Origin of the sequence: Arthrobacter sp. SLBN-122, from assembly GCF_006715165.1 — a bacterium.
Lineage (GTDB): Bacteria > Actinomycetota > Actinomycetes > Actinomycetales > Micrococcaceae > Arthrobacter.
In genome coordinates, this window is sequence record NZ_VFMS01000001.1 from 2,249,345 (window position 1) to 2,274,204 (window position 24,860).

28 protein-coding genes, 1 tRNA gene and 1 pseudogene are annotated in these 24,860 nt (G+C 66.5%); 19 read left to right on the forward strand and 11 right to left on the reverse strand.

What is annotated here, in order from left to right:
- The first annotated feature begins 50 nt into the window (after positions 1-50).
- Complete coding sequence (locus FBY36_RS10500; RefSeq protein WP_142119183.1) at positions 51-530, forward strand: hypothetical protein; 480 nt, start codon at positions 51-53, stop codon at positions 528-530.
- A 123-nt stretch (positions 531-653) separates the two neighbouring features.
- On the opposite strand, the gene FBY36_RS10505 is transcribed toward FBY36_RS10500, so the two are convergent.
- The 4 genes from FBY36_RS10505 to FBY36_RS10520 form a co-directional block, all read right to left on the reverse strand.
- Positions 654-1,061, reverse strand: coding sequence for a hypothetical protein (locus tag FBY36_RS10505; protein WP_142119185.1), 408 nt, complete (start codon positions 1,059-1,061; stop codon positions 654-656).
- Positions 1,062-1,313: 252 nt separating this feature from the next.
- Positions 1,314-2,324 (reverse strand): inorganic phosphate transporter, encoded by a 1,011-nt coding sequence (locus tag FBY36_RS10510; protein WP_142119187.1) that lies wholly within the window; start codon positions 2,322-2,324, stop codon positions 1,314-1,316.
- Between the two features lies 1 nt (position 2,325).
- On the reverse strand, positions 2,326-2,943 hold the full coding sequence (locus FBY36_RS10515; RefSeq protein WP_142029806.1) for a DUF47 domain-containing protein: 618 nt from the start codon (positions 2,941-2,943) through the stop codon (positions 2,326-2,328).
- 415 nt (positions 2,944-3,358) lie between these two features.
- Positions 3,359-4,018 (reverse strand): hypothetical protein, encoded by a 660-nt coding sequence (locus FBY36_RS10520; RefSeq protein WP_142119189.1) that lies wholly within the window; start codon positions 4,016-4,018, stop codon positions 3,359-3,361.
- 209 nt (positions 4,019-4,227) lie between these two features.
- Here FBY36_RS10520 and FBY36_RS10525 point away from each other — a divergent pair.
- Positions 4,228-4,300 (forward strand) — tRNA-Lys (locus tag FBY36_RS10525).
- 70 nt (positions 4,301-4,370) lie between these two features.
- Here the strand turns inward: FBY36_RS10525 and FBY36_RS10530 are convergent.
- Positions 4,371-4,976, reverse strand: coding sequence for a M23 family metallopeptidase (locus FBY36_RS10530; protein WP_142119191.1), 606 nt, complete (start codon positions 4,974-4,976; stop codon positions 4,371-4,373).
- A gap of 254 nt (positions 4,977-5,230) precedes the next feature.
- Between FBY36_RS10530 and FBY36_RS10535 the strand changes: the two genes are divergently transcribed.
- The 5 genes from FBY36_RS10535 (at position 5,231) to FBY36_RS10555 (ending at position 9,491) form a co-directional block, all read left to right on the forward strand.
- On the forward strand, positions 5,231-6,250 hold the full coding sequence (locus FBY36_RS10535) for a LacI family DNA-binding transcriptional regulator (RefSeq protein WP_142119193.1): 1,020 nt from the start codon (positions 5,231-5,233) through the stop codon (positions 6,248-6,250).
- 135 nt (positions 6,251-6,385) lie between these two features.
- Positions 6,386-7,222, forward strand: coding sequence for a DUF4397 domain-containing protein (locus tag FBY36_RS10540; protein WP_142119195.1), 837 nt, complete (start codon positions 6,386-6,388; stop codon positions 7,220-7,222).
- 108 nt (positions 7,223-7,330) lie between these two features.
- Positions 7,331-8,062 carry a class F sortase gene (locus FBY36_RS20840; RefSeq protein WP_235008796.1) on the forward strand — a complete coding sequence of 244 codons (732 nt, stop codon included), beginning with the start codon at positions 7,331-7,333 and terminating at the stop codon, positions 8,060-8,062.
- An 81-nt stretch (positions 8,063-8,143) separates the two neighbouring features.
- On the forward strand, positions 8,144-8,722 hold the full coding sequence (locus tag FBY36_RS10550; protein ID WP_142029811.1) for an RNA polymerase sigma factor: 579 nt from the start codon (positions 8,144-8,146) through the stop codon (positions 8,720-8,722).
- Positions 8,709-9,491 carry an anti-sigma factor gene (locus FBY36_RS10555; protein ID WP_142119197.1) on the forward strand — a complete coding sequence of 261 codons (783 nt, stop codon included), beginning with the start codon at positions 8,709-8,711 and terminating at the stop codon, positions 9,489-9,491. Before FBY36_RS10550 ends, FBY36_RS10555 begins: the two co-directional genes overlap by 14 nt.
- Here the strand turns inward: FBY36_RS10555 and FBY36_RS10560 are convergent.
- Positions 9,481-9,984, reverse strand: a complete 504-nt coding sequence (locus tag FBY36_RS10560; RefSeq protein ID WP_142119199.1) for a hypothetical protein — start codon at positions 9,982-9,984, stop codon at positions 9,481-9,483. The two genes, FBY36_RS10555 and FBY36_RS10560, sit on opposite strands and share 11 nt — an antisense overlap.
- Before the next feature lie 73 nt (positions 9,985-10,057).
- Positions 10,058-10,858 (reverse strand): ANTAR domain-containing protein, encoded by an 801-nt coding sequence (locus FBY36_RS10565; RefSeq protein ID WP_142122587.1) that lies wholly within the window; start codon positions 10,856-10,858, stop codon positions 10,058-10,060.
- 456 nt (positions 10,859-11,314) lie between these two features.
- Here FBY36_RS10565 and arfA point away from each other — a divergent pair, with 456 nt between their 5' ends.
- The 12 genes and pseudogenes from arfA to FBY36_RS10625 all read left to right on the forward strand — a co-directional run.
- Positions 11,315-12,841 (forward strand): arabinosylfuranosidase ArfA, encoded by a 1,527-nt coding sequence (gene arfA, locus FBY36_RS10570; RefSeq protein WP_142119201.1) that lies wholly within the window; start codon positions 11,315-11,317, stop codon positions 12,839-12,841.
- 59 nt (positions 12,842-12,900) lie between these two features.
- Positions 12,901-13,488 carry an HhH-GPD-type base excision DNA repair protein gene (locus tag FBY36_RS10575; RefSeq protein ID WP_142119202.1) on the forward strand — a complete coding sequence of 196 codons (588 nt, stop codon included), beginning with the start codon at positions 12,901-12,903 and terminating at the stop codon, positions 13,486-13,488.
- Positions 13,488-14,492, forward strand: coding sequence for a LacI family DNA-binding transcriptional regulator (locus FBY36_RS10580; RefSeq protein ID WP_142119204.1), 1,005 nt, complete (start codon positions 13,488-13,490; stop codon positions 14,490-14,492). The genes FBY36_RS10575 and FBY36_RS10580 overlap by 1 nt, the downstream gene beginning before the upstream one ends.
- 78 nt (positions 14,493-14,570) lie before the next feature.
- Positions 14,571-15,122 (forward strand): cysteine hydrolase family protein, encoded by a 552-nt coding sequence (locus tag FBY36_RS10585; RefSeq protein WP_142119206.1) that lies wholly within the window; start codon positions 14,571-14,573, stop codon positions 15,120-15,122.
- A gap of 97 nt (positions 15,123-15,219) precedes the next feature.
- Complete coding sequence (locus FBY36_RS10590) at positions 15,220-15,522, forward strand: urease subunit gamma (protein WP_142119208.1); 303 nt, start codon at positions 15,220-15,222, stop codon at positions 15,520-15,522.
- Between the two features lie 11 nt (positions 15,523-15,533).
- Positions 15,534-15,887, forward strand: a complete 354-nt coding sequence (locus FBY36_RS10595) for an urease subunit beta (protein ID WP_142119210.1) — start codon at positions 15,534-15,536, stop codon at positions 15,885-15,887.
- A complete protein-coding gene (ureC, locus tag FBY36_RS10600; protein WP_142119212.1) occupies positions 15,884-17,629 on the forward strand; it encodes an urease subunit alpha in 1,746 nt (581 codons plus the stop codon). Before FBY36_RS10595 ends, ureC begins: the two co-directional genes overlap by 4 nt.
- Positions 17,630-17,658: 29 nt before the next feature.
- On the forward strand, positions 17,659-18,138 hold the full coding sequence (gene ureE, locus FBY36_RS10605) for an urease accessory protein UreE (RefSeq protein ID WP_142119214.1): 480 nt from the start codon (positions 17,659-17,661) through the stop codon (positions 18,136-18,138).
- A 144-nt stretch (positions 18,139-18,282) separates the two neighbouring features.
- Complete coding sequence (locus FBY36_RS10610) at positions 18,283-18,951, forward strand: urease accessory protein UreF (RefSeq protein WP_142119216.1); 669 nt, start codon at positions 18,283-18,285, stop codon at positions 18,949-18,951.
- A 26-nt stretch (positions 18,952-18,977) separates the two neighbouring features.
- On the forward strand, positions 18,978-19,595 hold the full coding sequence (gene ureG, locus FBY36_RS10615; RefSeq protein ID WP_142119218.1) for an urease accessory protein UreG: 618 nt from the start codon (positions 18,978-18,980) through the stop codon (positions 19,593-19,595).
- Positions 19,596-19,717: 122 nt separating this feature from the next.
- Positions 19,718-20,548: an urease accessory protein UreD gene (locus tag FBY36_RS10620; RefSeq protein WP_235008948.1), complete on the forward strand. Its 831-nt coding sequence runs from the start codon at positions 19,718-19,720 to the stop codon at positions 20,546-20,548.
- Positions 20,548-21,570, forward strand: a pseudogene (locus FBY36_RS10625) (HoxN/HupN/NixA family nickel/cobalt transporter); the annotation flags it as partial. The gene FBY36_RS10620 and the pseudogene FBY36_RS10625, both read left to right, overlap by 1 nt.
- A 10-nt stretch (positions 21,571-21,580) precedes the next feature.
- Here the strand turns inward: FBY36_RS10625 and FBY36_RS21140 are convergent.
- From FBY36_RS21140 to FBY36_RS10645, 4 genes are all read right to left on the reverse strand, one after another.
- Positions 21,581-22,030 (reverse strand): DapH/DapD/GlmU-related protein, encoded by a 450-nt coding sequence (locus FBY36_RS21140; protein WP_142119221.1) that lies wholly within the window; start codon positions 22,028-22,030, stop codon positions 21,581-21,583.
- A gap of 96 nt (positions 22,031-22,126) precedes the next feature.
- A complete protein-coding gene (locus FBY36_RS10635; RefSeq protein ID WP_142122588.1) occupies positions 22,127-22,786 on the reverse strand; it encodes a GntR family transcriptional regulator in 660 nt (219 codons plus the stop codon).
- 118 nt (positions 22,787-22,904) lie between these two features.
- The gene (locus FBY36_RS10640; RefSeq protein ID WP_142119223.1) at positions 22,905-23,924 is read right to left on the reverse strand and encodes a transketolase family protein; all 1,020 of its coding nucleotides are present in this window, start codon (positions 23,922-23,924) and stop codon (positions 22,905-22,907) included.
- On the reverse strand, positions 23,921-24,832 hold the full coding sequence (locus FBY36_RS10645) for a transketolase (protein WP_142119225.1): 912 nt from the start codon (positions 24,830-24,832) through the stop codon (positions 23,921-23,923). Before FBY36_RS10645 ends, FBY36_RS10640 begins: the two co-directional genes overlap by 4 nt.
- Between the last annotated feature and the right edge of the window lie 28 nt (positions 24,833-24,860).

A 24,860-nucleotide genomic window follows, 5' to 3' on the forward strand; every position in this document is an offset into this window, starting at 1 on the left:
CAGCTAGATACTTTTGAAACTAGTAGTAGGCCAGCACAAGGAGTTTTGCCATGACGCAGACGGCCAGCAGCCTGGGTTCACAGCTTACGGTTTCCGTACCTGCGCAGGATGCACCCGCCCAGCGGGCGGCAGTGCAGGATGCCGAGGCGCAGGCGCAGGGTTTTGCGGCTGCTGCAGGCCTGGCTGGTCCGCTTGCCGGCGAACCCTTGGCCGCCATCCCGCTCAGCGCCATCCCGCTTGCCGCCGTCCCGCTTGTCCAGGAGCTCGAACCCGGCCTTGGGCTGGCTGCAGCTGCCGCCATTGAAGAAGAGGGCGATCTCCTGTCGGAGGTGTGGCGCACCAGCTCACACCTTGAAAGTATGCAGTGGGAACTGGACAGCGCCCAGGAGTCCCTGCGCCACGCGGTCCGCAACGCCTCTGCCGCAGGAGTGGCGCGCGATGAGCTGTGCACCGCGGCGAACCTGACGGCCGACGAGCTCACAGCCGTCCTGATGCCCGCACCCGACGGCCCTGCGGCCCTCCAGCTCTAAGCGGGGTCCCGCCTACAGGACAGGAGCCCGCGCTATTGACCGGGCTCACTGCGCCGGGACTGTCCCTGCGCACCGAGATGGCCCGTCACTGCGCAGGGATGCGCAGACAGGCCCCTGGCTTGGCTACTCGGGGATTTCCAGCTGGAATCCGCAGTGGCAACGCAGGACCCGGGTGGGCAGCGACACCGCGTTGAGGCCACTGCCCGTGGTGCTGCTGCGGTAGCAGAGCCGCTCAACCTCGTGCTCCGCTTCCTCCATGGGGTAGCCGCAGTGGATGTACTCGTCCCCGAAGAGAATCACCTTGGCCATCCACCGCACCTGGTTCAGGGCGGCTGCTACGTCGGTGGCGAACGCGCTGTGTTCCTGGAACAGGTCGCAGTCATTGCAGGTGTAGGAAACAGTGACGAGGTCCCCACCGGCGGCGCCGATCGCCGTGATGGCGTGAATGGTCAGCTGGTGCCCGGTTCCGCAGGCCTCGCACTGAAGTTGCCGCGGCTGTGGCAGGGGGCGCCGGGAATACGGGGAAGACATGACGCCTGCTCTTTTCCGCGTTGTGCATCCAAGCCGCCGTGTGGCTGCAGCGGCGCTCATCCGCGGCCCTGCACGCGGCCCGGACGCCGGTCCCCGGCAGCGTTGTCCGGGGGCGCTCTTTTCGAATCTACGTCACGTCCGTGCCCCTGTACAGGGGAGTTTCGCCCTCCCCTTCGCCGGACTCGACAGGGGCGGCCAAGGCGGGTGGGGCAACGCGATAGGGGTGAGGACGCCGGGCTGAACGGGTATGGGCTAGGCGGCGATGGGGGAGAGGGCCAGCGCAAGCACGAAGGCCAGGCCGCAGGTCGCCAGGGGAGTCAGGGCCCAGAGCCACAGGATCCGGATGACCAGTTTCCGGTTCGTCACCGAAAAGTGCTGGTTTTCCCCTGCGCCCAGGGCTCCGGCGGTAACGGTGTGGGTGGTGGAGAGCGGCCAGTGGAGCCCGATGGCGCCCACAAAGAGCATCAGTGCGCTGAAGGTCTGGGCCACCGATCCGCGCAGGGGGTCGATCCTGGTGATTTTGTAGCCGATGGTGTGCGAGATCCGCCATCCTCCGAAGAGTGTCCCGGCCGTCATCATCACTGCGGAGAGCCCTGCCACCCAAAGGGGGATCCCGCCGTCGGAATAGCCTGCAGCCAGGAGGGCCAGCAGCAGCACTGCGCTGACGCGCTGCCCGTCCTGCAGGCCGTGGCCGAAGGCAACGGCTCCGGCTGCGACGGCCTGGCCCCGGCGAAAGCGCTGGTTCACCACATTGGGCTGCGTGTAGCGGGCCACCCACGTGGCCGGATAGACCAGGAGGAAGGAGCCGCTGTAGGCCACGAGCGGGGACAGCACCAGGGGCAGCACCACCTGGAACAGCAGCGACTGGTCCACGCCGGCTACCCCCGGCCCGCCAATCGCCAGGCTGGCAAGGCCGGCTCCGGCAAGACCGCCCACCAGGGCGTGGGTGGAGGATGCGGGAATGCCCCGCCGCCACATCAACAGGCCCCAGGCGCAGGCGCTCGCCAGCCCGGCCACCAGGATGGCGAGACCAGCGGGGCCAGCCGGAAGGTGGATCCAGGTCTGGCTGGCGGCGACGGCGAGCAGGGCGCTCAGGAGGGCGCCAATGAAGTTGAAGAACGCGGCGAGGAGTATGCCCACGCTGGGAGTAAGGGCCCGGTTCCGGACGGCCAGGGCAACGGAGTTGGACGCGTCGCGGAACCCGTTGAGGAAGGCAAACGCCGCCGCCAGCAGGACCACCGCTGCGAAGATGGCTGCCGCCACCTCAGGATTCCTTGACGATGATGCTGCCTACCTGGGTGGCCACCCGCCGCATGTCCTTGGTGACCTCCACCAGTTGGTTGGCGATGTCCCGGTTGCGGGAGTACTGCGCCCACTTCATGTCCGCGATCATGTCCGCCACCCACACCCGGTGGGTCCGCTCGGCACGCTGGGCCAGGCGCAGGATCTCGATCCAGTAGTCCTCAAGGTCGTCCAGGTTGTTCAGCCTGCGCATGGCGTCCACCGTCAGTTCGGCCTGCCGGCTGATGATCTCCAGCTGGTCCGCTGCGCGCTTGGGCAGGCGGTCCAGTTTGTACAGGGCCACGAGCTCCGCGGCGGCGTCCATCTTTTCCATGGCCTCGTTGAGGTACCGGGAGAGGGCGTACATGTCCTCGCGGGGGAGCGGGTTCACGAAACTGGTGCGCATGTGGGTCAGCAGCGCGAAGTGCAGTTCGGCTGACTTGGCCTCGAGGTTGTGCATGTCCTCCACGAGTTTGCCGTGCTCGTCCGCGGGTACGCCGAGGATCTCGGCCAGGGTGGCGGTGGCCAGCACGATCTGTTGTGCCATCTGCGAGAGCAAATTCAGCCCTGCGGGCTCCTGGGGAAAAAGGCGCAGCTTCACGTGTTTACCGGTCTCCGGGGACTTAACAAGGAGGGTTTGCTGCCGTGTGACTTGACCCCGGCGCGCAACTGTCGCCTACTCTACCGGCCCGTAACAGCAGGATCTGAATTGTCCACCTGGAAGAGGGCAAAAAAATGGTGCCGAACCGGATACGCCTCTCGGCGGTAGGCCGCTCTAGGCGGCTAATTGTTGAAGCCCGGGGGTTTCGCGGCTCGGCACCGGTTTCAGTCTTCTACTTCACCCGGCCCAAGTCAATCTTGACAGCGGGGGTTGGGTCCGTCCCGGAAAACGCGGTCCGACAAGGCTGCAGGCGCTACGGCAAGGAAGCCCAGCTCAGCAAGCAGGCGGGTCCGGCGAAGCAGGTTGGCAGGCCCGAGCAAGCAGCCCGGGCCAAGAAAAATTCAAGCAAGGAAGCTCAGTCCAGTTCGCCCAGCCGCCACGCGTTGGCGGCGTGCTCCAGGTCCTCGGCCGTCTTGACCAACTGATGGGAATTGCGGGTCAGCTTGCTGGCGTGGGCCTCGTTGGCGTGCTCTGCGCCGTCTGCAATCGTGGCCTGGCCGAGCGCCACCACCCGGCAGAAGGCGGCGGACCGTTCCAGCGCCACGTCGAAATCGCCGTCGAACGCCCCGGAGAGGATGGCATCGGCCATGGTGCGCATTTCTTCTGCACCCGGCGGTTCAGCCGCGCCGGCCACCACGTTGGAGACCTGCGCGGTGTCCTTGCCCGCGCGGAAGTACACGGAGATGCGTTCCGGATCCTGGACCGTGGCAGCGCGCAGCGCGTAGAGCCGCCAGAGAGCGCCCGGAAGGGAACGGGCGGGACTTTCGGCCCACATCTCGGCGATGGCTTCCAGGCCCTGTTCGTCGGCGAGCTTCACCAGGCGTTGGGTGACGACGGGATCATCGCTGTCCCGGCCATGGCGGACCAGGGCCTGCGCGGCAAGGTGGGCGGCCTCCGAGACGCGGGCGGGATCTGCGCCTCCGGCGAAGGGCTCGAAATCCATCGGGGCGAAGGGCTTGGGCTTATGGTGCCGGTTGCTGCCGCCGTAGGGACTGGTTCCTGCTTGCTCGCTCATGCCCCCACGCTACTCCTGTGCGGACGCGGAAATCGAGCATCTGCAGTGCCCGTTGCACGTGCGGGAAAGGGCGCTTGACTTGGGTTGTAAGCGCGCGACGGCGGCCCGTTGGCCTGGTGCGAAGACGCCGGAACCATGGGTTAGAGTATTAACGTCCAGAAATGGATTGGGCCGGACGGGCAGACACAGCGTGTTTGACTGGCCGGCAGGGGCCTTTAGCTCAGTTGGTAGAGCATCGGACTTTTAATCCGTGGGTCGTGGGTTCGAGCCCCACAGGGCCCACCCACAGGAACCGCAAGGGTCCGCCGCGATTGCCGGCGGGCCCCTTCCATTTAAGTCCCTGCTTCCAGGTTCAGGAATGCACAATACTTCCGTTGCGCGGCAGGCCGCCAGGGAAGGTGATGGGAACGGCGGAAGCCCGTGCCGGATCCGCCGAATCCATTGCCTGCACATGCAGATGCGGTTCGGTACTGTTCCCCGAATTGCCGCACCGGCCCACCGGATCGCCGCAGTGAACCAACTGGCCCGGCCGGACGCATACGCTCCCGCGCTGCAAATGGCACAGGGCGATGAAGACACCACCGCTCTCGATGACCACGTGGTTGCCTGCAAGCCCCGGCCACCCCTCCCGGAGCCGTTTCGCCTGCGTCATTGCGTAACCGATTGACGGAAAGCCGCGGAAGGCGGCATGGTCCGGTCCCCCGTCATGGGCGGCCTGCACAACCCCGGAGACGGGAGCCGTCACGGCCCTGCCAAACCCCACGAACTGCTCCGGCAGCCCGGGCCGGAACAGCGTCGAAAAGGTGATCGGTGTAGACCGCCCGCTCCCGTCCACCGGTGTGAAATCGATGGCGTGGCCCGTGGCGAAGAGCTGTGTGCCGTGGCTGGGTACGCGGTTCGACGGCGAATTCTGCACCAGCCAGGCGCCCACGAACGGATATTCCAGGTTCACCGGCATCGCCGGGTCAGCTGGCGGGATCGTATTGGAAAGCCCGCACTTCCACGATCGGGGATATCCATGGCGCCGCTGGGAAACGAGATCAAATACTTGGTCATTCCGCCGGCTCCTTTTATGCAAGTGCGCTGGGCAAACGCGGGATCAGCTTCATCCTGCCCACCGGTGGGCCTGGCGCGCAAGGATCACCACGCAGGCCCACCGTCATGAGCCTGCAGGCAGGGAGCGCAGCAGGTGCAAACAGGCACAATAGGCACATGGCAAAAACCAGCAAGGGCCGGATGCCGCGCCTGGAAGACGTGGCCAAGGTGGCAGGTGTCTCCCACCAGACCGTCTCCCGTGTGGTGAACAACCACCCCAATGTCAGCAAGGTGACGCGGGAAAAGGTGGAGGCGGCCATTGCCGAGCTGGGATACCGGCGCAACACCGCCGCCCGGAGCCTGGTCACCCGGCGCTCGCAGACCATAGGCGTGCTGGCAAGCGAGCTTTCCCAGTACGGCCCGGCGAACACCCTGTTGGGGGTTGAACACGCAGCCCGCAACGCCGGCTACTTCGTCAGCATCGCGGCCCTTCGGGAAGTCAGCCGGGATGCCATCTCCAACGCGGTGGGCCACTTCATGGACCAGGCCGTGGACGGGATCGCCGTGCTGGTGCCGCACTCGGACACCCTTGCCGTGCTGGAGCAGATGAATCTTCCCGTGCCCGTGGTGGCCGTGGGCTCGGCCGGCAGCGCTTCCGTCAGCGGCGCGATGGTGGACCAGCGTGCGGGTGCCAGGCTCGCCGTCGAACACCTCATCAAGGAGGGCCACCACCACATCGGGCATATCGCAGGCCCGCCTGACTGGACGGACGGCGCCGAGCGCGCAGCGGGGTGGCGTGCCGCCCTCCGCGAAGCCGGGCTGGACGATTCCCTGCTGGTGGAAGGGGACTGGAGTGCGGGCAGCGGTTACGCCATTGGCCGCAAGCTGGCGTCAGGACGCACGGCCACGGCCATCTTCGTTGGAAATGACCAGATGGCTCTGGGCCTGCTGCGCGCCTTCACCGAAGCGGGGGTCAGGGTGCCCGACGACGTCTCCGTGGTGGGCTTCGACGACCAGCCGGAGGCGGGGTACTTCACGCCTCCGCTGACCACCGTCCGCCAGGACTTCGAGGAACTGGGTCGCCGCTGCATGGACATCATGCTGAAGGAGATCGAGTCCGGCGCCGCAGTGAGCTCAACTGTGGTTCCGCCTGAACTGATTCTCCGGGCCAGCACGGCCGCCCCCGCGCCCGCCTAACTGGGCAGCTTTAGCGGAACAGCACGCGAGCCCAAAAAAATATCTCCATGATTCTGCATCCAAATCCGGGGTTGCGCCGGTAGTAGGAGTGTCAGCAAAAAACGCCCGGTAACCGGGCCGTTCAAGGAGATGGACATGCGCAACAAAATCTTCACCGCAGGTGCCGGTGCAGCAGCCATTGCAGCCGCAATCGCTCTGGCCGGTCCGGCCCACGCAGCAGACGGGGACGCCCAGCTGTCCGTGCTGCACGGTGTTCCCGGACTGACCGTGGACGTGTGGGTCAACGGTGACCGCACACTGGATGACTTCGCCCCCGGAGCCCTTGCCGGACCGTTGGCACTGCCGGCTGGCACCTACGAGATCGCCATTACGGCAGCCGATGCCGCCAACGCCTCCGCGCCCGCCATTGGCCCGGTCAGCGTCACCCTTGCCGCCAACGGAAACTACACGGCCGCAGCCCACCTGGGCGCTGACGGCAAGCCCACAGCCAGCCTGTTCACCAATGACGTGTCCCAGATCCCCGCCGGGAAGGGCAAACTGACGGTCCGGCACGCGGCCGCAGCCCCCGCCGTCGATGTCCTGGCAGGCGGCACCGCCGTCATTACCAACCTTGCCAATCCCAACGAGAAGACCCTCACCCTCGATCCCGGCACTGTCCCTGCCGCTGTGGCTGCGGCAGGCACCACCACCCCGGTGATCGGACCGGCGGACGTGGCGGTGGCCGAAGGTACGCATACCATCGTTTATGCCTGGGGCAGCCTGGCCGACCAGAACCTGAAACTGGCCGTGCAGACCATCGAGGGCCTCCATTCCGCACCGGCGTCGGTGCCCGGCGCCCTTGACGGCTCCGCGGCTGCCGGTGGAGCCGGCACTGCCGTTGCCACTGCCGGATTCGGCCTTGCAGCGCTGGCCCTTCTCGCCGGGGCCGTGGGCGTAGCCCGAGCGGTCAGCACCCGGCGGGCGCAGCTGTAACCGGGGCAGAAACCGGTTGAAGCACCGAACGCAGGGGCCCGGCCGGCACGGTCGGGCCCCTGCGCCGAACACCACATAACAAGCAGCAGCGGAAGGGAGGCGGCAGGCATGGAGGCAGGCACGACGACGGCAGCGGAGTACCGCCGTCAGCGTTCGGCAGGCGGGGCGGCGGCACTGATGGTGGCTGTGGCGGTTATTCTGTCCGGCTGCGGTTCCACCAGCTCCACCAGCTCCGGCAGTTCCAGCAGCGCAAGCGGGGAGGCGGCCCAATCAATGGCCGCCAGCGGTCCGGCAGCCGCAACCGTCCCCACCGGACCGGCTGATTCCCCAGGTCCTGCTGTCCCTTCCACGAGCGCCATCCCGGTCCGGCCTGCCACTCTGCCGGCCGCCGCGGCGGTGCCGGCGCCAACGTCACTGACCGTGGCGGGCACGGCCATCAACATGCCGGTGGTGGCCGGGGGAGTGTCCGCGGAGGGAGCAATGGAAATACCTGACGCCTTTGACCGGGCGGCCTGGTACAAATTCGGTCCGGCGCCGGGAGCGGCGGAGGGAACCGCCGTCATCGCCGGACACATCGACACGAAGTCGGACCGCGCGCCGTTCTCGGCGCTGAAGTCGCTCGCGGCCGGAACCTTGATTCAGGTGGGACGGGATGGGGCCGCCCCTCTCACCTACCGGGTAGTGGGAGTGGAAATGATGGCAAAGGACAAGTTCGACGGCGGCGCGCTGTTCCGCCGGTCCGGTCCGCACGAACTCAAACTGGTTACCTGCGGCGGCAGATGGCTGGACGAGCGGATGGACTACAGCGACAATGTGATTGTCACCGCAGTTCCTGAATGAGCCGGTTCCTGTATGAGCCCGTTCCTGCCTGATCGGTGGCCAGCCACTAGCTCGTGCGCCGAAGCCGGGAAGGAGTTGCCTGTGACGCTTCCCGGGCACGCTTCCCGCGGGTGGGATGACGCTCTGACGGACTCCTTCCTGGCCGGGGATGAGCACGCGCTGGCAGCGGCCTACCGTGAGTTCGCGCCCCTGGTGCACACCCTGGCCCTGCGTTCCCTGCCGGACAGGGCGGCGGCGGACGACGTGACCCAGGAGGTCTTCATCCGGGCCTGGCGCTCGCGGAGCACGTTCAACCCTCAGGTGGCCAGGCTGCCCGCGTGGATCGTGGGTATCACCCGGAACGCCATCACCGACGCCCATTCAGCGGCGGCCCGGGAAGCACGCAAGGCCTTCGCCGCGGCCGGAGCCGGCATGGGGGAAGACGCCGGCACAGGAACAGAGGCAGCGGAAATGCTGGCGGACCGGCTGCTCCTGGACGGCGAACTGGAGAGGCTGGGCGAGCCCCAGGGGTCCATCATGAAGCTCGCCTTCTATGAGGACCTGACGCACGAACAGATTTCACGCAAGCTGGGCCTTCCCCTTGGTACGGTCAAGAGCCACATCCGCCGGAGCCTGTCGCATTTACGAAGCAGATTGGAGGTAGACCATGCCGCATCTTGATCCGGAACAGTTGAGCCTCCTTGCGCTCTATGACGGCTGGGAGGACCCCGCTGGCCGGGAGCACCTGGCGGGCTGCCCCGAGTGTGCCGCAGACTATGCCGCCCTGCGCCGCACCGTTGATGCCGTGAAGACAACCCCCGACACCAGCCGCTTGACCGCCCCGGGCCCGCAGGTATGGGCCGGAATCCACCGGGAACTGGGCCTGTCTGAGTCTGTGCGGGAGGACCCGCTGTCCCCGGGCGCGGCCAAGGGCGCGACCAAGGAAAACCCCGCAGCCCCTGCCGCGGCGCCGGCACCTGCGCACAGGCCGCCGTCGAACGTTGTTCCGCTCCGCCGGCGGACCTGGTGGCAGCGCCCCGGTACGTGGGTGGCAGCTGCCGCGGCAGCCGTCCTGGTGGTTGTCGGCGCGGTGTTGACGGTGACCCGTCCGCCCCAGCCCCAGCAGTTGGCCGCTGCCCAGCTGACACCCCTGCCCCAGCACTCCGCCTCAGGATCGGCCAAGGTGGTGACGGCAGGTGACGGGTCCCGCAACCTTGAAATCAACCTGGACAAGGATGAGGCCAAGGGCTACCAGGAAGTGTGGCTGATCGCCCCGGACCTGTCCCGGCTGGTCAGCCTGGGCATCATGAACTCCACGTCCGGAACGTTCCAGGTGCCCGCGGGCCTGGACCTCTCCCAGTACCCGGTGGTGGATGTGTCAGACGAGCCCATGGACGGCAACCCGGCACACTCCAGCGTGAGCATCGCCAGGGGAACGCTCACGTCCTGACACGTGCCTGCTTCCGGCGAAGTGCCCGGGTGAGCCTGTTCCACCGGGCAGCAGCGGCGGCGTTAAGCAGTGCCGCGCCGGCATGCAGATACAGCATCAGGTGCAGCGAGTGGGTGGCCGGGGAAATGGGCGACGACGGCGCGTCCGGAGTGGGCGGCCCGCCATGGCCGTGGCCGGGCAACGGGACGGCACTGGCCGTGGCGAAGGCGGCGAAGGCCAGGTGCAGCAGTTGCTGTGCGGAAGCGGCCGCCACCAGGAACGCCCAGCCGGGAAGCTGCGCCGACGCCGGACGGTCCCGCCCCACGACAACCCGCTCCAGGACCACAGCCGCCAGGCTCAGCAGCGCCGCCAGCGCCGCAACAATGACTATTGCGGGCGGCTGGCCCCCGCCCGCAACGTGGGCGGCCAGTCCCGGGAGTGTCGCGAGTGGTCCGGCGAGCCAGGTGGGAGCGCTGATGCGGACAGGGCGGCCGTCCGGCTGATTGCTTTCCATCCGTCCGCCCCTCCCGCGCTGCCGGTCTTGGTTCTTCCCTACCCAACCGGACCGGCGTGAACCGTGAACCGCGTCAGCGGCCGAAGTGTGAGCGCGGCGCACCTTCCGGCAGCCGGTCCAGCAGCTCCTCTGCCACCTTGCGCACCTTGATGTTCCGGTGGCTCGACGCCTTGGCAAGGATGGAGAAGGCTTCCTCGTAGGAGCACCTGTTCTGCGCCATGATCACTCCGCAGGCAACATTGATGGACGTGCGGCTGTCCAGGGCCGAGCGGAGGTCGGTGGCCAGCGAGCGGGCCGCGTGCAGGTTGATTGCCATTTGCAGACTCTTGGTTGCCAGTGCCGCAAAAGTGCGTGCCTCGGCAATCGCCTGCAGCGGGAAGGCTTTGGAGTCGTGGGCGAAGAAGGCAAGCGCGGCGGCGGTCTGGCCGGGCTCCTTGCTGCCGTTGCCCTGGTTATCGGCCGGGAGGTCAGTGTCCAGGCGGAGCCGCACGGCCAGGGCGCTGCCGAACCCGGACAGCTGCAGCTGCGCGGAGTAGTTCTGCCACCGGAAGTCCCCGTTCCGCTGGAGCACTGCAACAGGGTGCCCGCCGGACATCACGTCCGTAACCGGGCCCTCGGCCATGTCCCGCTCCCAGTCCAGCAGGCGCTCCACTTCAACGGTGGTGCCCGTAATGGCAGGCGTCCGTTTGGGCTGGTGGAGCACCAGGCCGCAGCCGACGTCGATCCCGGCCGTGGCGGCCACATGACCGGCTGAAGCAGCCACCAGCAGGTCAAGGGATTCGGAGAGGGTTTGTGCACCGTTGACCAGGTCCAGCACGAGGGCCGGGTTCCGGGGCGCACCCCGTTCCCGGCCTGTGGGCTCCGGATGCGGCACGCGCAGCCTGCGGCCGCCTGCAGGGTGGGGAGGGCCGGCGACGGCTGGGGGAGAGCCCTTGGTCTCGAAGGACTCCTCGTCGCCGGCCCCGCTTGATACCCGTGTCCGATGGACCGGGAAACCTGGGTTTACCTGTCGTGCATGCATTGCCAGTCTCACACCCCCTAGTGAGCCAAGTACCGCCGAAGCAGAACAGGTCTTGTCTCTGTGAAAAACCTAATTGCCGTCCAGCCTCCGGCGAATGCGTATCCAGTACCTGTTTTTTCGATTAGGTAGTACTTGGACCGCCGCCTGCGCCGCCTCTTTGGATTGTTGCCGCAGGTGAGCGCTGCCTGGCATGGCAATCCGGGGGAAGCGGCGGTGTTGTACCGCAGGGGACGAAGACACTTGACTCCGGCGGCCGGCGCCCCCAACAATGTTTCTATAACGTTGTAAAACCGAGCCGAGGATGTCTACGTGACCCAGCCAGAACCCGCCGCAGCAAAAATCACCCTTGACCCGTCGTTCACCGTGGGGCCGGTCCGGCGTCGTACTTTCGGTGCCTTTGTTGAACACCTTGGCCGGTGCGTCTACACCGGGATCTTTGAACCGGACCACCCGGATGCCGACGGGGACGGCTTCCGCACGGATGTCCTCGAGCTCACCCGTGAACTGGGCGTATCCACCGTCCGGTACCCGGGCGGGAACTTCGTGTCCGGCTACCGCTGGGAGGACGGCGTAGGCCCCGTGGACCAGCGGCCCGTGCGCCTTGACCTCGCATGGCATTCCACCGATCCCAACACGGTGGGCGTGGACGAGTTCGCCAAGTGGTCCGCCAAGGCCGGTGTGGAACCCATGATGGCCGTCAACCTGGGCACCCGCGGCGTCCAGGAGGCCCTGGACCTCCTCGAGTACTGCAACATCGACGGCGGCACCGCCCTGTCCGGGCAGCGCCGCGCAAACGGTGCAGCGGACGGCTACGGCATCAGGATGTGGTGCCTGGGCAACGAGATGGACGGCCCCTGGCAGATCGGGCACAAGAACGCCCTGGAATACGGCCGCCTGGCCGCCGACACCGCCAGGGCCATGCGCATGGTGGAACCTGACCTGGAGCTGGTGGCCTGCGGCAGCTCCGGGCCCACCATGCCCACGTTCGGTGAGTGGGAGCGCGTTGTCCTGGCAGAAACCTACGAGCTGGTGGACCTGATCTCCGCCCACCAGTATTTCGAGGACTTCGGCGACCTGCAGGAACACCTCGCCGCCGGACACAAAATGGACGCTTTCATCCGGGACCTTGTCAGCCACATCGACCACGTGAAGTCGGTGAAGAAGTCCACCAAGCAGGTGAACATCTCCTTCGACGAGTGGAACGTCTGGCACATGAGCCGCGACGAATCCAAGGTACCCGCCGGCAAGGACTGGCCGGTGGCCCCCGTCCTGCTGGAGGACACCTACACGGTGGCGGACGCAGTGGTGGTGGGGGACCTGCTGGTCACGCTGCTCCGGAACACCGACCGTGTCCACTCGGCAAGCCTGGCGCAGCTGGTGAACGTCATCGCCCCCATCATGACCGAGCCCGGCGGCCGGGCCTGGAAGCAGACCACCTTCCACCCGTTTGCCCTGACGTCGCGGCACGCTTCCGGCATCGTCCTGCAGCTGGCCGTCGAATCCCCGCTGGTCAGCGGCGGCAAGACAACAGATGTTGCCGCTCTGTCCGCCGTCGCCACCTACGACGGGGACAAGGGCGAGGCCGTAGTGTTCGCCGTCAACCGGTCCGCGGAGCAGGCGCTGACGCTGGATGCGGCCGCGGCGGGGCTGGGTGACGTCCGGCTGGTGGAGGCGGTGACCTATGCCAACAAGGACCCGTACTGGCAGGCCAGCGCCGATGATTCCACCTCGGTCCTGCCAACCGAAAACGGCTCCGTGAAGGTGGACAGCGGCCGGCTTACCGCCGAACTTCCCGCCGTTTCCTGGTCCATGATCCGGCTGGCCGTGAACAGCTGACGCACCGGGGCAGCAGGGCTGGGGCATCCTTATGACGACGGCGGCCCGCAGGTGGGAGGATGGACGGCATGGAACTGCACATCACGGGCGATCCCGCCGCGGACAAGTTGTTGAGTGAGGACGACTTCGCCCTGCTGACCGGCATGCTGCTGGACCAGCAGGTGACGATGGAATCAGCCTTCGCCGGTCCCGAGAAGATCCGCAGCCGGGTGGGGTCGCTGAAGCCGGAGGCCATTGCCGCCCAGGACCCCCAGGCGTTCGTGGAGATGTTCAAGGAACGGCCCGCCGTCCACCGTTTCCCGGGTTCCATGGCCGCCCGTGTCCAGGCGCTGGCCGAGGCCGTCCAAAACGAGTGGGACGGCGACGCTGCCGCCATCTGGACCAAAGGCTCCCCGGACGGCGCCGAGGTGCTGCGCCGGCTCAAGGCCCTGCCCGGATTCGGTGAGCAGAAGGCGAAGATCTTCCTGGCCCTCCTGGGCAAGCAGCGTGGCCTCCAGGCGCCCGGATGGCGTGAAGCCGCCGGCCACTACGGCGACGACGGAAGCTATCTTTCGGTGGCAGACATCGTTGATCCGGAATCCCTGGCAAAGGTGCGTGCCAGCAAGCAGGCTGCCAAAGCGGCGGCGAAAGCAGGAAAAGAACGTTAATGGCAGTCACCATGAACGACGTCGCGCGGGCGGCGGGCGTTTCCCTCAAGACCGTTTCCAATGTCCTGAACGACTACGAATTCATCCGGCCGGCCACCAAGCAGCGTGTGCAGGACGCCATTGCGGAGCTGGGCTACGAGGCAAACCTCACTGCCCGCAGCCTCCGCTCCGGCAAGACCTCCATGCTGGGGCTGGTCCTGTCCGATCTCTCCGCCCCGTACTACGCTGAGCTCGCCTCCAAACTGATGAAGGCCGCCTCCCGCCACGGCTACCGTGTACTGGTGGAGCAGTCCGATGCCGACGCGGCCGTTGAACTTGGCGCCCTGCAGGGGACGTTCCGGCAGCTCACGGACGGGCTGCTGTTCACGCCGCTGGTGGTGGACGCCGAGGCCATTGCCGCGCGGGCCGGCACCAAGCCGCTGGTGATGCTCGGCGAGCACATCATGGATCCCCGCTTTGACCTGGTGACCATGAAGAACGAGGAAGCCGCGGCTGCGCTCACGGCGCACCTGCTGGCCGCCGGCCGCCGTCGTATCGCCGTCATCGGAGCCAATGCCGGGGAATCCGCCGGCAGCGCGGGCCTGCGCCTGAACGGGTACCGGAAGGCGCTGGGGGAGGCGGGCATCCCATTCGACCCTGCGCTCGTGGCGCCTGCCGAGTGGCGCCGCGACACCGGTGCCGCCGCGGTGGCCGGGCTCCTGGATTCAGGCGTGGATTTCGACGCCGTCTTCGGGCTCAATGACGTACTGGCCCTCGGCGCCCTGCACGAACTCCTGATCCGCGGTGTCAAGGTGCCGCAGGATGTGGCTGTGGCCGGCTTTGACGACATCGATGAAGCGCGGTTCGCGTCCCCGTCCCTGACCACCGTCTCGCCGGGAATGAACGAGATCGCCGAACGCTCGACCGGCCTGCTGCTGGACCGGATTGCCGGCCGTGAAACATCCGGTGCGGGCGTGCACGTGGAGGCCGGATTCGAGCTGAAGATCCGGGAATCGGCGCCCTAGATTCTGCGTATGCAGTTTTGGCTGTGCCGCCTGAGGGTACAGAACTGGCACCGGTTCACGAGACGGAAAGGTGCACCCATGATTGCCCTCCTGGTCATCGACATGCAGAACGCGTTCTTCGAAACCCCCGAGCTGGCAGCCCAGCAGGAGCGGGTGGTCAGCGAATGCAACCGCCTGCTGGAAGGGTTCAAGGCTGCCGGACACAAGTCGCTGCTGGTAGGCACCGAACACGAGCGGGACAAATCCACCTGGACCCTCAGCATGCTTGATGACGACCAGGGGTTCATCTTCCGCGGCAGCGGGCAGGCCCAGTCGGTGCCGGGGCTCATCACCGAGGACCTGCCCCAGCTGAACAAGACCAGGGACAGCGCGTTTGTGGGCACCAACCTGCTGGCCCGTCTGCGGAACTGGGGAGCCGGCGAGGTGGTGCTCGCCGGTGTTTCCACCCACAACTGCATCGCCCAGACTGCCGCTGACGCCTTCGCGCACAACATCCGGGTGACGTATGCCAAGGACGCTATGGCCTCCGAAGACGACCAGGACGCCGCCGATATGCTCCGCATCCTCTCCACCACCTACCGCCAGCCAGTCCAGTCCAGCGGGGAGATCCTCGGCCGGTTGAATCAGTGAGGCCTGCTGGATAGAGCGGCCTGATGCTGCTGAAACCTGGTGGAAACGTGCCGGGTTTACGCTGGACCCCACGCCGTTGGCCGTCGAAGGGAAGTCCATGCATCTGATGCCGCGTGAGCAGGAAAAGCTCATGATCGTGGTGGCCGCGGACCTGGCCCGGCGCCGGCAGTCACGCGGCCTGAAACTCAATTACCCCGAGGCCGTGGCCATCATCAGCTACGAACTGATCGAGGGTGCCCGGGACGGCAGGACCGTTGCCGAGCTCATGGGCTACGGCACCACCCTCCTCACCCGCGGGGACGTCATGGAGGGTGTGCCCGAGATGATCCACGACGTGCAGATCGAGGCCACTTTCCCCGACGGCACCAAGCTGGTCACCGTCCACAACCCCATCCGCTGAGGAGAACCGCAATGATTCCAGGCGAGTACGTTCTCCGGCCGGAACCCGTGACTGCGAACGCGGGCAGGGAGGCAATCGAGGTTGCTGTCATCAACACCGGCGACCGGCCCGTGCAGGTGGGTTCCCACTTCCACTTCGCGGAGGCCAACGCCGCCCTGTCCTTCGACCGGGACGCCGCCTACGGCCGGCGCCTGGACATTCCCGCTGGGACGGCTGCCCGTTTTGAACCGGGGGATTCGCGGAGCGTGCGGCTGATTGAGCTGGCCGGGCGCCGCGAGGTGTTCGGGCTCAGCAACGCCGTCAATGGAAGGCTCGACGGCGTCGCCCGCCCGGGCGGGCCCTTAACGGAAGGGGACGGCCAGTGAGCTTCGGGATACCCCGCCGCCAGTACGCGGACCTCTATGGGCCCACCGCCGGGGACAAAATCCGACTGGCGGACACTGACCTGTTCCTCGAGATCGAACAAGACCTCACCGTGTACGGCGAGGAAGTGGTATTCGGCGGCGGCAAGGTGATCCGCGACGGCATGGGCCAGAACGGCCAGGCGGTCAGGGACGACGACGGCCAGGGCGGCGCCATCCCGGACACCGTGATCACCAACGCGGTGATCCTGGACTACACCGGCATCTACAAAGCGGACGTCGCCCTGAGGGACGGCCACATCCTCAAGATCGGCAAGGCCGGCAACCCGCAGATCACTGACGGTGTGGATATCGTCATCGGGGCAGGCACCGAAATCATCGCCGGGGAGCGGAAGATCCTTACCGCCGGCGGCATCGACACCCACATCCACTTCATTTCCCCGGACCAGGTGCCCACCGCCCTGGCCAGCGGCATCACCACCATGATCGGCGGCGGCACAGGCCCTGCCGAAGGCACCAAGGCCACCACCGTCACTCCCGGAAAGTGGCACATCCAGCGGATGCTGCAGGCGGCCGAGGGGCTGCCCATGAACATCGGCCTGTTCGGCAAGGGGCACGCCTCCGCCGTCGAACCTTTGGCCGAGCAGATCCGCGCCGGTGCCATCGGGCTCAAGGTGCACGAGGACTGGGGATCCACCACCTCCTCCATCGACACGTCCCTCACCGTGGCCGACGAGTACGACGTCCAAGTGGCCATCCACACCGACACCCTGAACGAATGCGGCTTCGTGGAGGACACCATCCGCGCCATCGACGGCCGCGTCATCCACACTTTCCACACCGAGGGCGCCGGCGGCGGGCACGCACCAGACATCATCAGGATCGCCGGCATGCCCAACGTCCTGCCGGCGTCCACCAACCCCACCCTGCCGTACACGCGGAACACCATCGAAGAGCACCTGGACATGCTCATGGTCTGCCACCACCTCAACCCGGACATTCCCGAGGACGTCGCCTTCGCCGATTCCCGCATCCGCGCCGAAACCATCGCCGCCGAAGACGTCCTGCAGGACCTGGGCATCTTCTCCATCACCTCCTCCGACTCCCAGGCCATGGGGCGGGTGGGCGAGGTCATCACCCGCACCTGGCAGGTGGCGGACAAGATGAAGAAGCAGCGGGGCGTGCTGGAAGATCACGACGGCGGTGCGCACGGCTCCGAGGGCAGCGACAACTTCCGGCTCAAGCGCTACGTGGCCAAGTACACGATCAATCCCGCGCTGGCCCAAGGGATCGCGGACTCCGTGGGCTCCGTGGAGGTGGGCAAGTTCGCCGACCTGGTCCTCTGGGATCCGGCGTTCTTCGGCGTCAAACCGGAGCTGGTGCTCAAAGGCGGGCAGATCGCCTACGCCCTGATGGGGGATGCCAACGCCTCCATCCCCACGCCGCAGCCCCGCACTATGCGGCCCATGTTCGCCACCTTCGGGAAGGCCGTGCAGCAGTCCTCCATCACCTTCCTGTCACAGGCTGCGATCGACGCCGGCGTGCCCGAAGAACTCGGGCTGGAAAAGGTCATCCGGGCCGTCTCCGGCATCCGGACCCTCACCAAGGCGGACCTCAAGTACAACGACGCCACACCCGACATCCAGGTGGACCCGGAAACCTACCAGGTGACCGTCGACGGCGAGGACGTTACCTGCGAACCCGCCGACGTCCTGCCCATGGCACAGCGCTACTTCCTCTTCTAGACCTTCACTACCCAACTCGGGAGCCCCACGTGATCATCGACAAAGTCCTCGGCAACCTGCACGACCTGCCGGACCCTGAAACCTACGCCGGGCTCCACCGGGAAAAAGTGGTGCTCCCCAGCGCCTCCCTGGTCAAACGCATCCAGCGCGCCACCACGGACCACGGCAAGGAAATCGGCATCCGCCTCCCCGCCGGGTCCGGAGACCTCCGCGACGGCGACATCCTCCACGTGGCAGAGACCAACATGATCGTCGTCTCCGTCCTGCCCACCGACGTCCTGGTCATCGCGCCCCGCACCATCCACGAAATGGGCGTCACCGCGCACTCCCTCGGCAACCGGCACCTCCAGGCACAATTCTTCGATGCCACGAGCGAATACCAAGCCGAAGTCATGGTGTGTGCCTACGACCACACCGTCGAGGACTACCTCCGCCACAACTCAGTGCCGTACACCCGTCAGGAACGCGTCCTCCCTGTACCTTTCCGCCATGCTGAGCACTCACACTGACTCTCACGCGCTGCGCGCTTCCTCGGTTGCGTCAGCTTGGGACGCCGCGAGGGATATGGGGCCGTGCCCGCTTCGCGGTGCCCGCCACGCCGCGGCCCCATATCCCTCGCGTCGCTCGGGTTTAGCACCTTTGGGAGGCGATTAGTGAGCGGTTACCAGCTTGCTCTTCAGCAGCTCACTGACTCTGCTTTGCCTACCGGGGCTTTTGCCCACTCTCTTGGGTTCGAGACTTATCTCGATCGGGGGCTCGTTTTTGATGAAGAGTCATTCGGAACCTGGCTCTCCGCTTTCATCTCTCAGTCGCTGACTTACTCGGATGGGTTGGCCATTCAGCTCTTCTATGAAGGAGTTGATCTGGGGGAGTTGGATGCTCTCCTGTCAGCTTCTCTTTTGCCGCGGCAGGTTCGGGAGGCCAGCCTCAAGATGGGGTCCCGGCTGCTGGAGATCGGGGGCGTGGTGTTTCCCTCGCCGGAGCTGGAACTGTACCAGGACTCGGTGCGTGATGGCCGGGCCGCCGGGCACCAGCCGCTGGCGTTCGCCGTCGTCGCCAGCTCCCTGGGCGTGCCCCAGCAGGAGGCGCTCGCCGCCTACCTTTTCGCCACCGTCACCACCCTGACGCAGAACGCCGTCCGCGCCATCCCCCTGGGCCAGAACGCCGGGCAGCGGGTGCTGCGGAAAGCGCACGACGACGTCGCTGCCGCCCTCGAAGTGATCGCCCGCCTCACGCCGGACGACCTTGGCGCCGTCAGCCCCGGACTCGAAATTTCACAAATGCGGCACGAACGCCAACGTGCCCGGATGTTCATGAGCTGACCGCTTTTTATCTCAAGGAGGAAACCATGACTGAACCCATCAAGATCGGCATCGGCGGACCCGTCGGTGCCGGCAAAACCCAGCTCGTGGAGCGGGTCACCCGGCACATGAGCGGCGACATCTCCATGGCCGCCATCACCAATGACATCTACACCATCGAGGACGCCAAAATCCTCGCCGCCAACGGCATCCTCCCCGTGGACCGGATCATCGGCGTCGAAACCGGCGGCTGCCCCCACACCGCCATCCGCGAAGACACATCCATGAACACCGCCGCCATCGAGGAACTCAAAACCCGCCACCCCGACCTGCAGGTCATCTTCGTCGAATCCGGCGGCGACAACCTCTCCGCCACCTTCAGCCCCGAACTCGTCGACTTCTCCATCTACATCATCGACGTGGCCCAAGGCGAGAAGATCCCGCGCAAAGCAGGCCAGGGCATGATCAAGTCCGACCTCTTCATCATCAACAAAACCGACCTCGCACCCCACGTCGGGGCGGATTTATCAGTCATGGAACGGGACTCCCGCGAGTTCCGCGGCACTAAGCCGTTTTGCTTCACCAACCTCAAAACTGACGAAGGACTGGATAAAGTCATCGATTGGATCCGCCGCGACGTCCTGATGCTTGATTTGGCCTCATGAGTACGACGGCGGGAGCGCCACCGGCGGCTTCACCGGATGTAAGGGGCCGTGCCCGCTTCGCGGTGCCCACCACGCCGCGGCCCCTTACATCCGGCTCCGCCGCCTCAGCGGGTACGTCACCTATGGGGCGGCTTGAGTTGGGGGTCAGTTTCCGGGGCGGGAAGTCGGTCGCGACGCATCAGTTTCATGAGGGGGCGCTTCGGGTTCTTCGGCCGCACTACCTCGATGACTCCGGGCAGGTTTGTTATGTCGTCGTGAATCCTGGCGGGGCTTATCTTGGGGCTGATCTTTTCCTCGTGGATGTGGAGGTGGTGGACGGAGCTGACCTGCTGCTGACTACCCAGTCAGCGACCAAGGTCTATCGGACTCCTGGATCGTTTGCTGAGCAGCGGATGGCTGTCCGGCTGGGGGAGGGGGCGCGGCTGGAACTCATGCCGGACCAGCTCATCGCCTACCGGGAGGCCAGCTACCGGCAACGGACCTCCGTGACCCTGCGGCCGTCGTCGAGCCTTGTCATGGCGGAAGTGGTGACGCCCGGCTGGTCGCCGGACGGGGCCGCCTTCCGATATGAGGAGGTCCGGCTGCGGAACGAAATCCATGTCGAAGCCGATCAGGGCACCCAACTGCTGGCGCTGGACAACCTGCTGATCCGGCCGCCGCTCCACGACGTCACCGGGCTCGGTTTCATGGAAGGCTACAGCCACCTGGGGTCGCTGGTGGTGGTGGACGCGCGGGTGGACCAGGCGCTCGCTGACGAACTGCATGGGCTTACGTCTGGCTGCAACACGCTGACCGGCATTTCGCTGACCCGCACCGTCGCAGGCACCACGGGGCTGGTGCTGCGTAGCCTCTCCAACAGCACGGACGAACTGAACCGCCTGCTCCGGTCCTGTACAAATTTCCTGCGTGAACGCTGGTACGGGCAGGCCCCGCTGGACCTGAGGAAACACTGATGGCAAGTATCGGTGCCCTCTACCGTGACCGGGGCACACTGCCGCTCCGGACTAGGGTGCTGTTCACTTTCGGTGCCGTGGCCGCGCTCCATGCCGCCGCCGTCGTACTTCTGCTCGCCGGGACCCGGACCGGGGGCGGCGAGGCACTGTCCTGGGGGCTTGTCCTCACGGCCTACCTGGCCGGGGTGAAGCACAGCTACGATTGGGACCACCTGGCCGCCATCGACAACTCCACGCGGAAGTTCGTGGCACAGCGGCAGCATCCGGTGAGCGTGGGCTTCGCGTTCAGCCTGGGGCACAGCTCGGTGGTGACCCTGGCCGGGGTGCTGGTGATCGCCGGTGCGTCCATGGTTGGCGGCCTGATGCAGGACGGCACTGCCGGGAACCTGGTGCTGGGGCTGATTGGGAGCGGTGTGTCCGGCTTGTTCCTGCTGGCCATGGGGCTGTTCAACGGCTCAGCCTTCACCCGCTCGGCGGCTGCCTTCCGGCGCTCCCAGGGCGGCGCCGCCGTCGATCTCCGGGACCTGGAGCCGCAGGGCCTGGTGGCCCGGCTCCTCGCCGGGCCCCTCTCCAGGGTGCGCCGGCCGCGGAACATCTACGTCATCGGTTTCCTGTTCGGCCTGGGCTTCGATACCGCCACCACCATTGGGCTGCTGATGATGGCGACGGCGGCCTCGCTGGGCGGAGTGCCGCCCTTCGCCCTGCTCGCGCTGCCGCTTGCCTTCGCTGCCGCGATGACGCTGTGTGATTCGGTGAACGGCATGGCGATGATGCGGATGTACCGCTCCGCGTTGGCTGACCCTCGGCGGAAGCTTGGATTCAACGCTGTGGTTACGGGCATTTCCGCGGTCTCGGCGCTGTTCATCGCAGTGATCACTTTGGGCGGGTTCTTCCATGCCGCTTTTGCCCTCGAAGACCCGCTGACTGCGTGGCTCGGATCCATCGACCTGGGCGACGCCGGCCTGCTGCTGGTGGCGCTGCTCCTGGCCGTCTGGGGCGCGGCGGCGCTGCGGCAGCGGAAGGCAGGGCGGCTCAGGCCGCGATCCCGCCCCTCGTCTTCCGGTGCTGCCGGTGCCTTGCGGGCGACAGGCGTGAGTGCGCCCCGGCGAGGACCTCGCTGCCGTCCGGAACCGTACTGTCGGTATCCAGATGGACGCCGTGCTCGATCAGGACACTGGAGCCGATTCTCGAGTGGCTGCCGATGTGCACCCGGTTGCCGATCACCGTGCCCCGGCCGATGCGCACGCCGTCCCCGATCACCGTCCGGTCACCGATGGTCGCGTCCCGGTCGATCCAGCTGCCATGGCCAATCCGGCAGCCTGAACCTACCTTGGCGCCGTTTTCCACGTAGGTCAGGGCCCCGATCCTGGCGCTGTCCGCCACCGTGGCTCCGGGCGCAATGAGCCCGCCGCCGTTGTCGTGGCGGGCATACCGGGTGACCTTCCCGGCGTCGTCCTCGAATGACACAAACTTTGCGGTCATACCATCCCTCGTTAACGCCGCGGTTATTTACCGTGCAGTAAGTTAACGGGCGGGAACGCGTTGAGATTCCCGGACGGGCACGTGGAAGGGCGGAAGCTACGCCACCAGGTTGGCGGCGGCGGTGTCCATGTGCTCCAGGATGGTCTTGCGTGCCAAGGTGGCATCGCCGGTGTCGATCGCTGCCACGATGTCCTTGTGGCGGTCCACGCTCATGTTGCTGACACCCTTCTCCAGGCCCGCGAACATGATGGACATCCGGATGGAGCCCTCCAGGGACTCCCAGGAGTGGAGCAGCGTTTCGTTTCCGGTGAGCCGGCAGAGGGTGCGGTGGAACTCGAGGTCGGATTCGATCCGTTCCTCGAGGCTCCCATTGACTGCGGCGTCCATGGCGTCGATGGCCTTGTGCAGGGATTCGGTGACCTGCTGCCGGTCCGGCAATTCGCACAGGGTCCGGGCGGCGAGGGATTCCAGGGCGGCGCGGACGGCGTAAATGTCCCGGATTTCCTTCTCATCCAGGTGCCGGACCGAGAGCCGGCCGCGGGGCCCTGCGGAGAGCAGCCCCTCCTGCTCCAGCTGGCGGAGCGCCTCCCGAAGCGTGCCTCGGCTGATCTGCAGCATCTCGGAGAGCTCGGTCTCCACCAGGTGCCGGCCGGGCTCCAGTTCACCGCTCGTGATGGCGGTCCTCAGCGCCGAGAGCGCCTGCTCGCGCAGGTTTTGCTTCTGCAGCCCCAGCAGCGGGGCGGTCAGTCCGGCCATGGCTTCTGTCCTCAATGTCATAGGTCGACTGTTTACAGTCGGAAGTAATTTCGATAGTACGGCAGAAAGCACGGCACCGGCCTGGGCCAGTGCCGTGCTTTCTGCATTTCTGGTCCCCCTAGCCCAGTTCGGCGAGGACCTTGGCCACGATGCGGTCCACAGCCAGGCCGTAGCGGTCGTGCAGGGTGGGCAGCGCGCCGGCGTCCAGGAACTGGTCCGGCAGCGCCACGGGAACCACGCGCTTGCCCAGGCCGGCAGTCACGACGGCGGACGCAACGGTTTCGAACAGCCCGCCCACCACGGAATGGTTTTCCAGGGTGACGGCCAGACGGTCGGTGTTGATCTCCGCGAGGACCGTCTCGGCGTCGAACGGCTTGATGGTGGGGGTGTGCAGGACGGCGACGTCCACGTTGTGTGCCGCCAGCGCCTTGGCTGCCTGGAGGGCACGCATGGTCATCAGCCCGGAGGAGATGAACACGACGTCGTTGCCGCCACGCAGGACCTTGGCTTTGCCGAGCTCAAACGTGTAGCCGTACTCGTCCAGGACCGTGGGAACGTTGCCGCGCAGCAGGCGCAGGTAGGTGGGTCCTTCGGAGGCTGCGAGCTGCGGGACGGCCTGTTCGATGTCCACCGAGTCGCAGGGGTCCACGATGGTCAGGTTGGGCATGCCGCGGAAGATTGCCATGTCCTCGGTGGCCTGGTGGCTGGGGCCGTACCCGGTGGTCAGGCCGGGCAGGCCGCCCACGATGTTCACGTTCAGGTTCGGCTCTGCAGCGTCCAGGCAGAGGAAGTCGTAGGCGCGGCGGGCGGCGAACACCGAGTAGGTGGAGGCGAACGGCACCAGTCCGGTTTCGGCCAGGCCGGCGGCGGCACCGAACAGCAGTTGCTCGGCCATGCCCATCTGGAAGAACCGCTCCGGGAAGGCCTTGGCGAAGATGTGCATGTCCGTGTACTTGCCCAGGTCCGCGGTGAGGCCAACGATCCTGTCGTTCTCCTGCGCGGCCTTGACCAGGGCGTGCCCGAACGGTGCGGAGGCCGTCTTCTGCCCCGGGTCCGCGAAGGATGCGATCATGGCCGACGTCTTCAGCTTCGGCTTGGCCGCTGTTGTGGTGTCCGGAGCCTCGGTGGTGGTGCTCATGCTGAAGCCTTTCCTTCATAGCCGGCGGTGAGCTGCTCGCGGCAGATCTGCCATTCGTGTTCTTCGATGCGCATGAAGTGCGCCTTTTCGCGGTTTTCCAGCAGCGGAACGCCGCGGCCCACCTTGGTGTCACACAGGATCACGGAGGGACGGCCGACGGCGGCGGCCTGGGCAGCTGCGTTGTCGAACGCTGCCAGCAGCGCGCCGACGTCGTTCCCATCCACCCGCTGGGTGTACCAGCCGAACGATTCCCACTTCTCCGTGACCGGCTCGGTGCGCAGCACGGTGTCGGTTTTACCGTCCGCCTGCAGGGCGTTGATGTCCACCATGGCGGTCAGGTTTCCCAGTTGGTGGTGGTGCGCACCCATGGCGGCTTCCCAGGTGGAGCCCTCGTCCAGCTCGCCATCGGAGAGGAAGTTGAATACCCGGGCGCTGGAGCCCTGGTAGCGCAGCCCCAGGGCCATGCCGACGGCGATGGTCAAGCCGTGCCCCAGCGAACCGCCGGAGATTTCCATGCCGGGTGTGTAGGTGGACATCCCGGACATCGGCAGCCGGGAGTCATCGGAGCCGTAGGTCTCCAGCTCCTCGACGGGGACGATGCCGGCCTCTGCCAGGGCTGCGTAGTGGCCGATGGCGTAGTGGCCGGTGGAGAGGAGGAACCGGTCGCGGCCCTCCCAGTGCGGGTCCTCTGCGCGGAAATTCAGCTGGTCCCCGTAGACGGTTGCGAGCATGTCCGCGGCGCCCAGGGCCTGGCCCACGTATCCCTGGCCCTGGACCTCGCCCATGTTCAGGGCGTGGTGCCGGATCCGGTAGGCGGCGGCGCTGATCTTGTCCACACGTTCGGGCGTCACTGCGGTCTGCAGTATTCCTCCCTGCGGGGCGGCGTCCTGGACGGTTTCTGTAGGCATTACTGGCTCCGTGATTGTTTGGTGCGTG

Bases quoted from the DNA above. Each gene is read 5' to 3' on its own strand.
- FBY36_RS10500 (WP_142119183.1), top strand. From the start codon at position 51: ATGACGCAGACGGCCAGCAGCCTGGGTTCACAGCTTACGGTTTCCGTA.
- FBY36_RS10505 (WP_142119185.1), bottom strand. From the start codon at position 1,061: ATGTCTTCCCCGTATTCCCGGCGCCCCCTGCCACAGCCGCGGCAACTT.
- FBY36_RS10520 (WP_142119189.1), bottom strand. From the start codon at position 4,018: ATGAGCGAGCAAGCAGGAACCAGTCCCTACGGCGGCAGCAACCGGCAC.
- FBY36_RS10530 (WP_142119191.1), bottom strand. From the start codon at position 4,976: ATGCCGGTGAACCTGGAATATCCGTTCGTGGGCGCCTGGCTGGTGCAG.
- FBY36_RS10535 (WP_142119193.1), top strand. From the start codon at position 5,231: ATGGCAAAAACCAGCAAGGGCCGGATGCCGCGCCTGGAAGACGTGGCC.
- FBY36_RS10540 (WP_142119195.1), top strand. From the start codon at position 6,386: ATGCGCAACAAAATCTTCACCGCAGGTGCCGGTGCAGCAGCCATTGCA.
- FBY36_RS20840 (WP_235008796.1), top strand. From the start codon at position 7,331: ATGGAGGCAGGCACGACGACGGCAGCGGAGTACCGCCGTCAGCGTTCG.
- FBY36_RS10555 (WP_142119197.1), top strand. From the start codon at position 8,709: ATGCCGCATCTTGATCCGGAACAGTTGAGCCTCCTTGCGCTCTATGAC.
- FBY36_RS10560 (WP_142119199.1), bottom strand. From the start codon at position 9,984: ATGGAAAGCAATCAGCCGGACGGCCGCCCTGTCCGCATCAGCGCTCCC.
- FBY36_RS10575 (WP_142119202.1), top strand. From the start codon at position 12,901: ATGGACGGCATGGAACTGCACATCACGGGCGATCCCGCCGCGGACAAG.
- FBY36_RS10580 (WP_142119204.1), top strand. From the start codon at position 13,488: ATGGCAGTCACCATGAACGACGTCGCGCGGGCGGCGGGCGTTTCCCTC.
- FBY36_RS10585 (WP_142119206.1), top strand. From the start codon at position 14,571: ATGATTGCCCTCCTGGTCATCGACATGCAGAACGCGTTCTTCGAAACC.
- FBY36_RS10590 (WP_142119208.1), top strand. From the start codon at position 15,220: ATGCATCTGATGCCGCGTGAGCAGGAAAAGCTCATGATCGTGGTGGCC.
- FBY36_RS10595 (WP_142119210.1), top strand. From the start codon at position 15,534: ATGATTCCAGGCGAGTACGTTCTCCGGCCGGAACCCGTGACTGCGAAC.
- ureG (WP_142119218.1), top strand. From the start codon at position 18,978: ATGACTGAACCCATCAAGATCGGCATCGGCGGACCCGTCGGTGCCGGC.
- FBY36_RS10620 (WP_235008948.1), top strand. From the start codon at position 19,718: ATGGGGCGGCTTGAGTTGGGGGTCAGTTTCCGGGGCGGGAAGTCGGTC.
- FBY36_RS21140 (WP_142119221.1), bottom strand. From the start codon at position 22,030: ATGACCGCAAAGTTTGTGTCATTCGAGGACGACGCCGGGAAGGTCACC.
- FBY36_RS10635 (WP_142122588.1), bottom strand. From the start codon at position 22,786: ATGGCCGGACTGACCGCCCCGCTGCTGGGGCTGCAGAAGCAAAACCTG.
- FBY36_RS10640 (WP_142119223.1), bottom strand. From the start codon at position 23,924: ATGAGCACCACCACCGAGGCTCCGGACACCACAACAGCGGCCAAGCCG.
- FBY36_RS10645 (WP_142119225.1), bottom strand. From the start codon at position 24,832: ATGCCTACAGAAACCGTCCAGGACGCCGCCCCGCAGGGAGGAATACTG.